The organism is Parendozoicomonas sp. 2304DJ65-17 (assembly GCF_058148445.1).
This window is the reverse complement of record NZ_JBYVJV010000011.1, coordinates 77,645-91,072: the sequence shown is the minus strand read 5'-3', so window position 1 is coordinate 91,072 and position 13,428 is coordinate 77,645. Positions and strand designations below refer to the sequence as shown.

Genomic DNA, 13,428 nt, shown 5'->3' with positions numbered 1-13,428 from the left:
GTTTCTGAATCCTGAAAAATTTCAGGATTCAATGCACAATGTGCACCGGCACTTGCCCATATTGCATGTCTGCGGCCTTTGCCGGGGCCAGAACCTCGTTTAGGGCCCGTTATGGAAGCAGGCAAGAAAGACGCAAAAGGTGCAGGCGCGAGGCCACGTTTCCCTCAAGTCGGCCAGCTGCTGGAATCTTCCTTTTTAGAAAACGCGATCGCGCGATTAAGTCGCCCACTGGTAACTGATGTTATACGCCGGGTATTAGACAGTTATCGTAAACAGCGCCGCTTTATTACCGATGATAAAGAGCAGGCTCAACTCGAAGCCGATATTCTCTTCTCCTGCCAGAAATTAATTCGCACTCGCCAGAACCGGGTTATCAACGCCACTGGTACTGTTATTCATACCAACCTTGGCCGTTCTCCTATCAGTCCTGATGTCTGGGATGCCGTTACTGAACTCAATACAGGTTATAACAACCTGGAAATCAGTCTGGCCAAAGGCAAGCGCGGTGAACGCAAAGGTCTGGTGAATCATCTGGTGAGCGCGCTCACCGGCGCAGAAGACGCCATGGTTGTGAATAACAATGCGTCTTCTGTCTGGCTGCTGCTGAATGAACTGGCCGCCGGTAAAGAAGTGATTGTTTCCCGTGGTGAGCAGATTCAGATTGGCGGCGGCTTCCGTATTCCCGACATTATGCGTATGGCGGGCGCGAAGATGGTGGAAGTGGGTACCAGCAATATCACCACTGCTGACGACTATATAGATGCCATTACCGAAGATACCGCTCTGGTATTAATGGTGCACCGTTCCAACTTTGCCATTCGCGGTTTTACCGAATCCGCTGATATTAAAGAAGTTGCCCGTCGTTTACCGGAGCATGTTCTGCTGGCGGTGGATCAGGGTTCCGGTCTGGTGACAGAAACCTTCTCTAAAGAAGAAGTGCCTGCCGATCGTTATCTGCGTCAGGGCGCTCATCTGGTGTGCTTCTCCGGAGACAAGATTCTTGGCGGCCCGCAGGCAGGCATTATCTGCGGTGATAAAGATCTGGTAAAGCGTCTGGAAAAGAACCCGATGATGCGGGCTTTCCGCCCCAGTCGCATTATTTATTCTCTGCTGGAAGAGCTGCTGGTTCGCAAACTGAATGGTGAAGACAGCGGCCGCGGTATTGCCGAACGGGCACAATTGAATCTGGAAGCCAACCATCAATGGGCTGAGCAGCTGCTGCCAGAATGGGGCGACAGAGTTTCACTGTTTGAAGATCAGCTGGTTGTTGGCGGCGGAACGCTGCCCGATGAATATTACCCTTCCTGGTCTCTGGAGCTGAACCTCAATAAGCCAGCCAACAAAATACTGGATGAGTTGCGGGAATTGGAGGTTCCAATGATCGCTGTAATCCGTAACGACAAAGTGCGGATTAATCTCGCCACTATTCTTCCGGAAGATCGCGACACGGTTGCCCGTCAGTTAACCAATTACCTGTTGGAATCCACCCAATGAGAGCCGTTATAGGAACCGCCGGCCATGTTGACCATGGTAAAACGGCACTGATTAAAGCTCTGACCGGCATTATGACTGCCCGCCCGAAAGAGCAGAAGCTGGGCATGACCCTCGACCTTGGTTTCGCCCACTTTGAGGGTGACAACGAAGAAGTGGTTGGGGTCATCGATGTTCCCGGTCACGAACGTTATATCCGTAACATGGTATCCGGCGTCTGGAGTCTGGATATGGTGTTGCTGGTAGTGGCGGCCGACGAAGGCTGGATGCCTATGACCAATGATCACTTAAACGTGATTCATGCCATGGGCATCAAAAATCTGCTGGTGGTTATCAACAAGTCAGATGCTGTTGACGCGGAAACTCTGGAGCTTGTGGAAGAAGATATTCTGGAGCGAGTGATGGAAATCACCGGCGATATTCCAGAATCCATCTGTGTATCGGCTCTGACCGGCGACAATATTCCACAGTTGAAGAAAACCATTCTGCGTCACCTGAACCGTATGGAAGAGCGGTTAGAAGACAACGGTGCCCGCGTTTATCTGGACCGAGTGTTTACCGTGAATGGTATCGGTACTGTTGTTACCGGCAGTTTGACCGAAGGCCCGATTCAGATGGGCGACAAAATGACAGTTATGCCTGCCGGAAAACAGGTACAGGTAAAAGCGTTGCAGTCCGGCCATAAATCCCTGGATGAAGTCGGTGCGGTTTCCCGTGTGGCGGTTGGCCTTAAAGGGATTACCAAAAAAGAGCTGGAGCGTGGCCACTGTCTGGTCAAGAACCCTGCGGATGCCATGGTTTGCGAACAGGTGATAGTTCGCTTAGCAGATGGTTTTGTTGAAGGCCGTAACAACCGGGAAGTGGAAGTTGCTTTAGGTAGTGCTCACTCACTGGCACGGTTGCATCACATTCGTGGCACTCGCCTCGCTCGTCTGGTTCTCACAGATAAGGTGACTGCTTTCTGGAACCAACCGTTTGTGGTGATTCGTCACGGTGGCAGTGATCTGCTGTTCAGTGGCCGAGTGATCTGGAATGGTGGCGTACCTGCTCATCGTCGTGCAGCTTTATATGAACTGCTGGAAACTCTGCCGGAAGAATTAACTGAACAGGATCGTTTGCAGCTGAGCCTGGATTTCCACGGTTATATTCATCGGGACGCGCTCAATAACTGTGATGGTATCGATTCCGAAAGTTGTGTGGATATGGGCGGCTGGCTGGTCAGCCACAGTTTCCATAAAAATGCGCTGGAACAGATTCAAAGTACTTTGAAAAATGAAGGCACTGCCCTGAGTGGCCCGGAACTGGGCAGTAAACTGGGTATTGAACAAGCAGTCATGGATCAGTTGCTGCAGAAACTTAAGAAGGACAATGTCGTGCATATGTCCGGCGGTGCCTGGGTTCTGGGTGGTGGTTCTTCAGAAGATGATCTGAACGACAAAGGCCAACAGCTTCTGAAAATGATTCGTGAGGCTGGCAAAGAAGGCCTGCAATCATCCAAAACTCAGGTTCCGGGTGGCCAGAAAGAACTGCGTAACCTGGTGCATCTGGGCTTTATCGTGCCCATGGAAGACCAGATTTATTACGCCAAAGAAGTTTTTGATCAGGCTGTGGCCGATATTTTGCGCTCACTTTCCCTGAACGACAGCTTTGCCGTTGCCCATGCCAAGGATCGAACCGGCCTGAGCCGTAAATACCTGATACCAGTACTCAATCGTATGGAAAGAGACGGCTGGGTGAAGCGTAACGACTCAGACCGCATAGTTATCAAATTGCCGGAAGTGAAAGAGCAGGAGGCTGCCGCCGCATGAGAAATACTGCCCAAGATTTGCTGATTGTTACCAACAACCCGAAGGTTGGTGAAAAGCTATCCCGTTTTCAGCAGGAAACCTGCGAAGGTTACGAAGATGTGCTGAAAGCTGTGCGTAACCGGGTTCACAGCGGCGCGAAGCTGATTACCCATCCACTGGCTGGCAGTGTGAAGCCAGGCGAAAGCCCTTACCGTTCAGTCGCTATTGATATCAGCGGTTCCGGGTTGGATATGAAGTCTCTGGAAATTATCGAGAGCGCGCTGGAGCGCTACACCATTATGGTGAACGCTAAAACTTATAAGCGGAATTATCCTGAACAAACTTTGCAGGATTTTCAGGTGATTGATGGGCAGCTGCTGTTGTCTGGTTTGAGTTCTATTCAAGGTATTGGCACTCTGCCTGCTGCAATGGCGTAATGATAATTGTGTAGCCCGGAAGATTATCCGGGCTATCAATTGGTTATTGTGTATTTGCTGCAGCTAGTTGAGCCTGCCTTTCTCGTTCTTTTCTTCTGCGTCTTGCTCGAGCCTGACTTTCCTGCCCAGACCAACCTGTGTTCTTGTATCTTCTGGTTCCGCCTACTTTTGGACTCCTCTTCCTTTTAATTTTTGCCCCTTCTTCAGAGGTTTGGGGGGCGCGGAATTGTTCCTCTTCGGACTTAAGTTTTCGTTTCCGCTCCTTGTGGGCGGGAGAATCTGCCAAAGATTCAAGGTATAGAGGTGTTGGCTTTAATGGTCGGCCTCGGGATGAGGTTGGAACAGTAGGTTCTACGACTGGCGTTTTGAGGGAAGGGATAGGCTCTTCATCAGAACTGTCGTAGGAAGCTCCCGAACTACTGACAGGTGACAATTCTCTTTGGAAGCCGCTCTCTAGCTCTTCTTCGAGCTCTTCAACTTTGGTTCGTAAAATGCCATTTGCAGCTTCAAGTTCATCGTTGGATGTAAGGGCTTTATCGAGCTCTTCCTGAATTTCTCCCTGCTGTGTTTTTAGTGTTTCAAACTCTTCCTGAGTTTCTCCCAGTTGTTGTTTCAACTTTTCAAGCTCTTCTTCAAGATCTTGCTGCGCTTTCTCTTCCTGTTCACGAATTCCCTTTTCTTCATCGTCCAGAGCACCAAGTAAGTTTTGAATGGTTTCAAGAGAGAAGGCATCCGGTGGGGTGTAATCATGGTGCCTGTAAACTTCCTTAAGGCACTCGATCAGTGCCATTTGCTCACTCTTGTCTGCAAATTTCTCTTGAGCGCTTGTGGCAAGTTCAGAGGCATCCTGTTCTGTGTAGTATTGTTTGGTCGGGATGCCGCAAAGTTCTGCCACCTTGTTGAGGCAGGAAAAGAGTACGGCTCTTTGTGCGCGTATTCTAGAGAGGTCTTTATGCATTTGTAGTGGGGTAGTCACAGTGGGTGATGAAAGGGTAATCCTAAATGGTGTAGATACTGTGCCTTGAGTTGTATCCAGAGGGATTTGCACATCTGATGAACTGTAGGGGACTTCAGTGGAGAGCTGGTCAGCAATCCGGCAGACAATTGGAGGCCAGCTGTTCAGCATTCTTTCACTCTGCTGTTTAAGGAATTCTACCAGATAGTGATCTGAGTAACCGTTGGGTATTGGAGCGCCATAGTGTCCATAAACCTTGTTAATACAGTTTTCCAGATAGGATATGTGGCGTTGCTTCTCGTCACAGTTATGCTGAGCTTGTTGAAGCTGACTTTGGCTTTGTTGTAACCGTGAAAGTTGGCTTTGCCAAACCGCAACTTGAACATCATGACCTCCCATTGAGCTTGAAGGTGGTGGATACCCTCCAGAATGATGAGGCGGGAGCATTCCTGGTGGTGGGTAGCCTCCCGCAGGCCTTGGTGGGTGTGAATGGGGTGGGTGTCCCCCAGGTCCTGAATAAGCCATAGCTATACCTGCCATCTGTTAACTGTTGAAGTTTTTAGACAAAAGCATGTGCTCAGAGATGCAGGCCTCTAACACTCTGGTTATCTGTACGACAGAGTAAGAATTTCTAACACAGGTAAATCCTTCATCTATATTGGATGACTTCTTATCTTTGAGTTCCCTTCTTATGTTCTGTTTGCATACCTTGCGGCAGGCTTTGCTATTTCTTTTTGTTGCCTGCTTTATTCACTCTCATCATGTGCTGGCCAAGGGCGGAGCGGGGGTTGTCCCTCCCCTCGCTGATGATGAACTGTTGCAGATAATGTTGCAGCAGGCCCCTGACAGCTCAAAAGACGCAATTGACAGTGGGCGAGCGACTGTTATCCAGAAAGCAGATATTTCAAGCCCGTTGGAAGCCAGAGACTGGTTGTTTGGTGATTTAAGCGGGCTGGACGATATGGTGATCTCCAGTCATGAAGATTACCTAAGGTTTACAGTCAATAACGGGCCGAAGCGGAAGGTGCTTAACCAGATGGGAGTAACCTTTGGTGTTGCCATAAACCCCTATCGGGGGGAAGTAAGACTGAGAGGGGAATATATATCCAGAAGATTTGTTACCACTCGCGATGGAGGGGTTGTAGTTGAGATTCCTCTGGCAGATTTTGCCCATAGTTTCGCCACCCACTACAGCGTGACTTTTTACTACCTGACCAGAGAGCAAACCCCGGTCGGTATTAAGAGCTTTAATCTTACTCTTGCCTCGTTACCTGAAGAAATAAATCACGAGTTGGCTTCTTTGGAGGAGAGCTTCAGGCAAAGCCTGTCTATATCGGGTGAAGAGGAAAGTGGCCCCTCTAGTTCACCACCTGCTCCGCCAACAGCAAAAGAAACAGACCAACTCAAAGCTTTGCGGGAGTCCCAGAATCAAAAGGTATTGGTGTTGGATGTGTCTGGCCACCAGGAAAAGGTGTATCAGCGACAAGCAGGTTTGGGAGGAAAGGTATTCCAACTACTCAGGGAGAATAAAGAAAAAGCTGATGCGGCAGGCTTCAGTTTAATGGTCACTGATGATGGTGAACCTGTAGAGGGGATAAGAAAGCCCCCTCAATATGTCTGTGTCAGTAAAGCCCGGTACGACGCTGTTTTTGCCCAGGTTATAGAAAAGCTGAAGGATCTGAACTGGAAGGTTGATGAAGATACCCTGCCGGAAGAGGAGGAAGAGCCCGATGGTGGGGGAGACACGGAAGGGTTTGTGTTAACAAAGGAATACCTGGAAGGGGACTTGGTGAAGTGGCAGAAGCTAAATTCGATATTTGCCCAGGTTGATGATGACTCGGAGCTGTCTATAGATTTAGCTCAGGGAGCAACCTTTGATGGAAGAACTGCGCAGGTATATGTCACTCCTTTAGTTGAAGGGTTGGGGTTCGATTATGAGTCCGGTGAATTTTACGAGGTAAGTGTTTCTGAGGGGAAGGTGACGTTACCAATAAAATTTGGGGAGGCTCCAATACAAAGCTGGCAATACAGAATACATATTCACTTTGCTGGTGAACCAGGAGTAACAGATTTCAAAACGATAGCGGTGACTTTGCCGAAAGAGCGGGTAGATCATATCTCTGCAGTGTACCTCTCAAGTCACTCATCAGTGAATTCGCCAGACAGTGCAATGCTCAGGCAGGCGAAAGCTATACCCGTTTGTAAGGGTGGGCAATATTGTCCTCTGATTGTTGTTCACCAAAGTGATGTTGCTGTGAATACCAGCCTTTTGCCTGTTGCTGCATCTGTTATTTCTGAAGAGGAAGCCAGCACCCTTCCTGCTGATCTTTTCAAAGGGCTGTCGGGAGAAGCCTGGCATGATGGTTTTGTTGATATGGGGGGGGAAGCAATGGCTTCTTTCCAGAAACACCCTGTAAGCTCTAAGGAGGAAAGAAGTCCTCAACATTTGTTGATGCCTCCTCCATTAGTTAGCCATGGATCGCCATCGCCAGCACCTCATACACCACCTTCACTCTCACCAGCATCAGATGTGAACATCAATGTTGAAGACGAGGAAGAGGGTGATGAAGAAGATAGAGATTCATCTTCGCCTACATCACCACCTCTCTCGCAGTGGCAGCAACCACATTCTGGAGGTGAGGAAGAAAGAGATTCTGGTGGGGGCTCAGACGATGAAGGTAAGCCGTTAACGAAGAAGCCCAGAACAGAGTTAGAGGCTGATGGGTATCGTGATGGTGGTAGGGACTCTGATGAGGACAAGGAGTCTGAGCACGGATCAAGTGACGATGAGATGTAACTGACCTTATAAAACCGCCAGCACTTGCTGGCGGTTTTTTTGAGCAGGCGTCCCAAATCAGGGTTGTTAATCTACGAACTGTATAAAATATGATTGATTAATACGCTTTTGATGTTGATTGTTAGCAGTATTTAATAAAAACAGACATTTCGCGGTTTTTTTTACTGAAATAATTAAAGCGTTTGTTTTTTGTCTTCAGTGTGTGTGCTTTAAACGTTAATTGTCATTGTTCTGTAAATGCATTGAAAGTGTATCTTTAAGAAAAACGTTAACTTTTTTTGCTTTGTTAAAAATGAGTGGTTGTTTAATAAATCGAGATAACGTTATTCAAATTCAATGAAGGGTTTGTAGGTGCTTTTTGTCTACTAAACGTCAGTTTTGATTGCGTATCTACCGCAAAGACAAACAGAATTTGCTCTAAATCAATATTTGTCGATCTGAACAGGAGCATGATTGCTTCCAACGAAACATAGGCAAAAATAAACCGGCTCCACAAAGCACGGTTCAGTAATCAACAGTGTGTTGAGCGTTGATTCAAGTTGCTTTTGCCTGCGATGAATTGATTTGACGGAGCAGTCATGTCTGACATTCTTGATGTTGTTATTGTCGGCGGTGGTGCAGGTGGTTTGTCTGCCGGCATTTACTGCGCACGCGGTAAGATGAGTACAGTTGTTCTGGAAGCCAGCGCCAAAACCGGCGGTCAGGCAGCCAAGACCAACGAGCTGGAAAACTACCCTGGTATCGATCAGGCCACTGGCCCAGATATTATGGGTGCCTTCCGCAATCACTGTGAGCGTTTCGGCGTAGAGTTCAAGCGCGGCACAGTAGACGGCATCAAAGTTGAAGACAACGGCTTCATCAAGCAGGTAACCACCAAAGAAGGTGAAACCCTGCGCGCTAAGAGCGTAATTGTTGCCACTGGCGCACAGCCACGTGTTCTGGGCATCAAAGGTGAGCGTGAGTTCACTTCCAAAGGTGTTTCCTACTGCGCAACCTGCGATGCGGACTTCTTTGAAGAACTGGATATCGTAGTTGTTGGTTCCGGCAACACTGCGGTTGAAGAATCCGTATTCCTGACCAAGTTTGTTAACAGCATCAAGATGATTGTGCTGCACGACGAAGGCATTCTGGATGCTGACCGTACTGCTCAGGAACAAGCTTTCGCTAACGACAAGATTGACTTCGTGTGGAACTCCACTGTTGAAGAAATCTGCGGCGAAGATCTGGTTAACGGTGTGAAGGTTAAGAACCTGAAGACTGGCGAAATCAGCGAAATCGAATGTGACGGCGTATTCATGTTCGTAGGCACCGTGCCTAACACTGACTTCCTGGAAGGCACTGTTGAACTGGCCAAGGGCGGTTACATCAAGGTCGACGACCAGATGGCCACCAACGTACCAGGCGTATTCGGCGCTGGTGACGTCAACGACAAGTTCCTGCGTCAGGTTGTCACTGCTGCTGCTGACGGCGCCATCGCTGCCGTAGCTTCCGAGCGTTACATGCAGGAAGAAGAGAACTGGCAGGAGCGTGTTCTGGAAGCTGACAAGGATGTAGCGGTTATGTTCTGGAACCCTCTGGATCAGGACGGCATTGCTCTGATGCCTGAACTGGAGAAGTTCTGCAAAGAGAGTGAACTGCCTCTGGTGACTATCGACACCTACAAGAGTCAGAACATCTCCGGTCGTTACAACGTAGAACAGATTCCTACAGTTGTACGCTTCAGCAAAGGACAGGAAACCAAGCGTGTGGTTCGTCCTTCTGCGGAAGAACTGAGCCAGCTGGCTTAATAAAAGGTTTTCGAGAGCACAGCTCTTTTCCTCTCCCTCCTGAAAGGGTTGTGTTTCTCAAATGAATGTGCTGAAAGGTGTGTGACATGCTTGAGATTACTAAAGAAAACTTTGACGCTGAAGTTAAAGATTTTGAAGGCGTAGTAATGGTTGATTTCTGGGGTGAGACCTGTGGTCGCTGCCTGGAACTGATGCCTGACGTTGTTGCTCTGTCTGAAAAGTACGACGGCAAAATCAAGTTCGCCAAACTGAACATCAAAGGTAACCGTCGTCTGGCAATGGGCCAGGGCGTTATGGGTCTGCCTTCTATCGTTTTCTTCGAAAAGGGTGAAAAGAAAGAGCACCTGTCTGGCGAAGAGCTGACCATCGAAGAAATCGAAAACACTGTTAAAGCTTACTGCTAATCAGTTGTTAAGAATTCAGGCTTGTTAGCTACTTGATTTATTAAGCAATTAATTAGTTAAAGAGTTAATAAGCCAGATTATTGCCGGAAGGAATCGGTGATTATTGATTCGGAATGAATCAGCCTCCATAGGCTTATATGGAAATCTTTTGGGGGTAATCAATTTTGATTACCAAACTTTAACTCGCTAAGAGCATTAGCCATGTTGAAAGACAAGAAAGTTGTCATTCTGGGCGATCGCGACGGCGTACCTGGTCCTGCCATTGAAGAATGTGTAAAGACCGCTGGTGCTGACGTTGTGTTCTCCACCACAGAATGCTTCGTTTGAACTTCCGCAGGCGCAATGGATCTGGAAAACCAGAAGCGGATTAAAGACCTCGCAGAAACTCACGGTAACGAGAACGTAGTGGTTGTTCTCGGTGGCGCAGAAGCCGAAGCTTCCGGCCTTGCTGCTGAAACCGTGACTGCAGGTGATCCGACTTTTGCCGGTCCGTTAGCCGGAGTCCAGTTGGGACTCTCCGTCTACCACATTACCGAAGAAGCAGTTAAGGAAGTTGTCAATTCCGACGTGTACGAAGAACAAGTCGGCATGATGGAAATGGTACTTCCAGTTGAAGAAATCGCCTCTGAGATGTCTCAGTTCCGCGGTTAAGGGTCAGCCAGCAGAAACTGACCCGGTTTTAAATCAAACCTGGCAACAGGAATGATTGAAAACCAAAGGAAAGTTTCTGCTGATTCCCTTGGGAGTCTGGCAACAGGCTCCTTCTACAACTTTCACAGTTAAACGTTTCACAGTGAAACGTTAAAGAGCTTAACGCTGTTTTCAGACAGTACCTTGAGACGATTCTTGAATGGATTGCTCTGAATAGATTGTTCTTAGGTGCGTCAGGGTATTGTTCCAAAACAGTTCGTACGGCCCTTTCTTTTCAAGCTTAGCGTCACGGAGTATCAAACGTGAGTTTTGCAGTTGTGAAAGCGGCGAGTTATACACTTGCCCATACCCCAGACTTTATTCCTTTCGGTTCTACACCGACAACCGCCAAAGCGCGTAACGACCAGGAGTACTTTGCTGCTCTGAAAAACGGTCTGCGTTCTTTTGACGAAGTCGTGAACTATCCACCCAATCAGTGCTACATCGGCAACATTACCCCTGAACAACTGGGTGAAACTGCTCAGCCATGGTTCAAGGACGCAGCCGCTGCAGAACGCACTGGTCGTTATGGCGACATCATGCCTCAGGAAGAGTTTTACGCTCTGCTGAAGGCTTCTGATGCTTTCGATCTGGTGTCCCTGACCCCTGAATTCATCGAAATGGCCAACCCTAAGCTGGCCGCTCACCCACAGCTGAAGCGTTACACTCTGGACGCTGAGAAGGCAATGTCCGCAGTTGACATGCACGCCATGCTGGAAGAGCACAAAGCTGAGCCGCTGAAGATGAACGGCGAGCTGGTAGGTATCGTTAAGCAGGCTCACGACGAAGATGAGAACCTGTCTGCCCACATCATGCTGGAAAACCTGACCGTTAAGGCCACTGGTGTTCACGCAGCACTGATGCTGGAAGCTCAGGGCGTTGACCTGACTGAAATCGATTACATCATCGAATGTTCCGAAGAAGCTTGCGGTGACATCAACCAGCGTGGCGGTGGTAACTTCGCGAAAGCTATCGGTGAAATGTGTGGCTGCGCTTCCGCAACTGGTTCCGACCTGCGTGGTTTCTGTGCTGCTCCTGCTCACTCCCTGATTCACGCTGCAGCTCTAGTTAAGGGCGGCGCGTTCAAGAATGTTCTGGTTGTTGCCGGTGGCGCTGTTGCCAAGCTGGCTATGAACAGCCGTGAGCACATGGCTAAAGACATGCCTGTGCTGGAAGACGCTCTGGCTGGTTTCGCATTCGTTGTTTCTGAAAACGACGGCATTAGCCCAATCGTAAACACCGACATCATCGGTCGTCTGAACATTGGCGCTGGTTCCTCTCCTCAGGCAGTAACCACTGCTCTGGTGTCCGAGCCTCTGAAGCGCAACGGTCGCACTATCACTGATATCGATCGTTACTCTGTAGAAATGCAGAACCCTGAAATCACCAAGCCAGCCGGCGCCGGTGATGTTCCTGAAGCGAACTACAAGATGATCGCTGCTCTGGCCGTTAAAGAAGGTCAGCTGGAACGTAAAGAGCTGATGAACTTCGTTAAGAACCACGGCATGCCTGGTTTCGCCCTGACTCAAGGTCACATCCCATCCGGTGTTCCTTACCTGGGTCACGGTCGTGACGCGATCATGAATGGTGACATCAACAGCTGCATGATCGTTGGTAAAGGTTCCCTGTTCCTGGGTCGTATGACCAACCTGTTCGACGGTATCTCCGTTGTGGTTGAGAAGAACCCTGGCGTTCAGGAGTCTGCAGGCTTCGATAAGGACGAAGCTCGTCGTCTGGTGGCTCAGGCCATGCAGGACGTAGCTGCTCGTCTGACTGAGTCTGAATAAGACAAGGGAGACGACTATGTCTGAATTAAACCCTTCACCTATGAAGCAGGCGTTGAGCGAAGCGTTCTCCGACATGGCCGATGGCCTGCTCGGTGGCAGCTTCAAGCGCAAGGCCCGTATCGGCCTGACCCTGATCGGCAGCGAACACGGCAACGATGAACTGATTCGTGCCGCGACTCTGGCTGCCCGCAGCGGTCGCGTTGAACCGGTTCTGATCGGTGACGCGGAAGAGGCTCCATTCGAACTGCACAAAGTTGAGTGCATGAACGATGGCCATCTGCTGATGGAAAAAATGCTCGACAGTGGTGAACTGGATGGCTGTGTAGCCATGCACTACGGCTTCCCTCTGGGCGTAAGCACAGTGGGCAAGGTTGTGACTCCTGCAACCGGCCGCGAGATGATCATCGCCACTACGACTGGTACCAGCGACACTCTGCGTCCTGCTGCCATGGTGAAGAACGCAATCTCCGGTATTGCTCTGGCTAAAGCCAGCGGCATCGAGAAGCCAACAGTCGGCATTCTGAACGTAGACAACGCTGCTCAGGTTGAACGCTCCCTGCGTCAACTGATTGAGAATGGCTACGAAATGCAGTTCACCGAATCTGCCCGTGCAGATGGTGGCGCTCTGATGCGCGGTAACGATCTGCTGCAGGGCGTTCCCGATGTGATGGTGACCGATTCTCTGACCGGCAACCTGATGATGAAGGTGTTCTCCTCCTTCACCACTGGTGGCAGCTACGAGGCTTCCGGCCAGGGTTACGGCCCGGGTCTGGGCGAAGGTCAGGAACGTCTGGTGGGTATTATCTCCCGCGCTTCCGGTGCGCCTGTTGTTGCTGGCGCTATGGAGCTGATCGCTGACTGTGCAAACGGTGATGTGGTCAACACCTTCAAGGCTGAGCTGGCTGCGGCCAAGAAAGCTGGTCTGGATGACATTCTGGCTGGTCTGGCTCCAAAGATTGACAACGCTCCGAAGGAAGAAGTTGTTGCTCCTGCCGAAACTGTGACTGACGCCGATATTGGCGGCATCGATATCCTGGATATCGAAGACGCGAAAGAAGCGTGCTGGAAAGCTGGCATTTTTGCCAAGACCGGCATGGGCTGCACCGGACCAATCGTAATGATTGCCGGTGACGCAAAAGAAAAAGCTGCAGAAGCCCTGAAGGCTGCAGGTTTTATCTGATAGAAACTGCGGTTTCAGCGCTGGGTAAGAGTTCTGAAACCGCATGTTCCGATTTTTATGGCTAGCTGTGAATTCACCCTTTGTGTGAAAGGGACCGGGCTTACGGCTAATTA

10 protein-coding genes are annotated in these 13,428 nt (G+C 49.5%); 9 read left to right on the top strand and 1 reads right to left on the bottom strand.

All coding sequences use genetic code 11. From position 1 onward, the window contains the following. The first annotated feature begins 111 nt into the window (after nt 1-111). The 3 genes from selA to ACY2RR_RS21310 are packed head-to-tail and all read left to right on the top strand — an operon-like array spanning nt 112 to nt 3,715. Nucleotides 112-1,494: an L-seryl-tRNA(Sec) selenium transferase gene (selA, locus tag ACY2RR_RS21320; protein WP_490110211.1), complete on the top strand. Its 1,383-nt coding sequence runs from the start codon at nt 112-114 to the stop codon at nt 1,492-1,494. Then, entirely contained in the window at nt 1,491-3,299 is a 1,809-nt protein-coding gene (selB, locus tag ACY2RR_RS21315; protein WP_490110210.1) for a selenocysteine-specific translation elongation factor, read from the top strand. Before selA ends, selB begins: the two co-directional genes overlap by 4 nt. Then, entirely contained in the window at nt 3,296-3,715 is a 420-nt protein-coding gene (locus ACY2RR_RS21310; protein WP_490110209.1) for a GrdX family protein, read from the top strand. The genes selB and ACY2RR_RS21310 overlap by 4 nt, the downstream gene beginning before the upstream one ends. Before the next feature lie 43 nt (nt 3,716-3,758). On the opposite strand, the gene ACY2RR_RS21305 is transcribed toward ACY2RR_RS21310, so the two are convergent. After that, nucleotides 3,759-5,195, bottom strand: coding sequence for a hypothetical protein (locus tag ACY2RR_RS21305; RefSeq protein WP_490110208.1), 1,437 nt, complete (start codon nt 5,193-5,195; stop codon nt 3,759-3,761). Nucleotides 5,196-5,346: 151 nt separating this feature from the next. Here ACY2RR_RS21305 and ACY2RR_RS21300 point away from each other — a divergent pair, with 151 nt between their 5' ends. From ACY2RR_RS21300 to grdD, 6 genes are all read left to right on the top strand, one after another. Continuing rightward, the gene (locus ACY2RR_RS21300) at nt 5,347-7,467 is read left to right on the top strand and encodes a hypothetical protein (RefSeq protein WP_490110207.1); all 2,121 of its coding nucleotides are present in this window, start codon (nt 5,347-5,349) and stop codon (nt 7,465-7,467) included. A gap of 578 nt (nt 7,468-8,045) precedes the next feature. Next, nucleotides 8,046-9,254 carry an FAD-dependent oxidoreductase gene (locus ACY2RR_RS21295; RefSeq protein WP_490110206.1) on the top strand — a complete coding sequence of 403 codons (1,209 nt, stop codon included), beginning with the start codon at nt 8,046-8,048 and terminating at the stop codon, nt 9,252-9,254. 86 nt (nt 9,255-9,340) lie between these two features. Next, entirely contained in the window at nt 9,341-9,658 is a 318-nt protein-coding gene (gene trxA / locus ACY2RR_RS21290) for a thioredoxin TrxA (RefSeq protein ID WP_490110205.1), read from the top strand. 201 nt (nt 9,659-9,859) lie between these two features. Then, on the top strand, nt 9,860-10,309 hold the full coding sequence (gene grdA / locus ACY2RR_RS21285) for a glycine/sarcosine/betaine reductase complex selenoprotein A (protein WP_281648127.1): 450 nt from the start codon (nt 9,860-9,862) through the stop codon (nt 10,307-10,309). A 302-nt stretch (nt 10,310-10,611) separates the two neighbouring features. Continuing rightward, nucleotides 10,612-12,135: a glycine/sarcosine/betaine reductase complex component C subunit beta gene (gene grdC, locus ACY2RR_RS21280; protein ID WP_490110204.1), complete on the top strand. Its 1,524-nt coding sequence runs from the start codon at nt 10,612-10,614 to the stop codon at nt 12,133-12,135. Between the two features lie 16 nt (nt 12,136-12,151). Then, entirely contained in the window at nt 12,152-13,315 is a 1,164-nt protein-coding gene (gene grdD / locus ACY2RR_RS21275) for a glycine/sarcosine/betaine reductase complex component C subunit alpha (RefSeq protein ID WP_490110203.1), read from the top strand. The last annotated feature ends 113 nt before the right edge of the window (nt 13,316-13,428 follow it).

Coding starts and splice junctions, on each gene's coding strand:
- selB (WP_490110210.1), top strand. CDS start 1,491: ATGAGAGCCGTTATAGGAACCGCCGGCCATGTTGACCATGGTAAAACG.
- ACY2RR_RS21310 (WP_490110209.1), top strand. CDS start 3,296: ATGAGAAATACTGCCCAAGATTTGCTGATTGTTACCAACAACCCGAAG.
- ACY2RR_RS21305 (WP_490110208.1), bottom strand. CDS start 5,195: ATGGCTTATTCAGGACCTGGGGGACACCCACCCCATTCACACCCACCA.
- trxA (WP_490110205.1), top strand. CDS start 9,341: ATGCTTGAGATTACTAAAGAAAACTTTGACGCTGAAGTTAAAGATTTT.
- selA (WP_490110211.1), top strand. CDS start 112: ATGGAAGCAGGCAAGAAAGACGCAAAAGGTGCAGGCGCGAGGCCACGT.
- ACY2RR_RS21295 (WP_490110206.1), top strand. CDS start 8,046: ATGTCTGACATTCTTGATGTTGTTATTGTCGGCGGTGGTGCAGGTGGT.
- grdD (WP_490110203.1), top strand. CDS start 12,152: ATGTCTGAATTAAACCCTTCACCTATGAAGCAGGCGTTGAGCGAAGCG.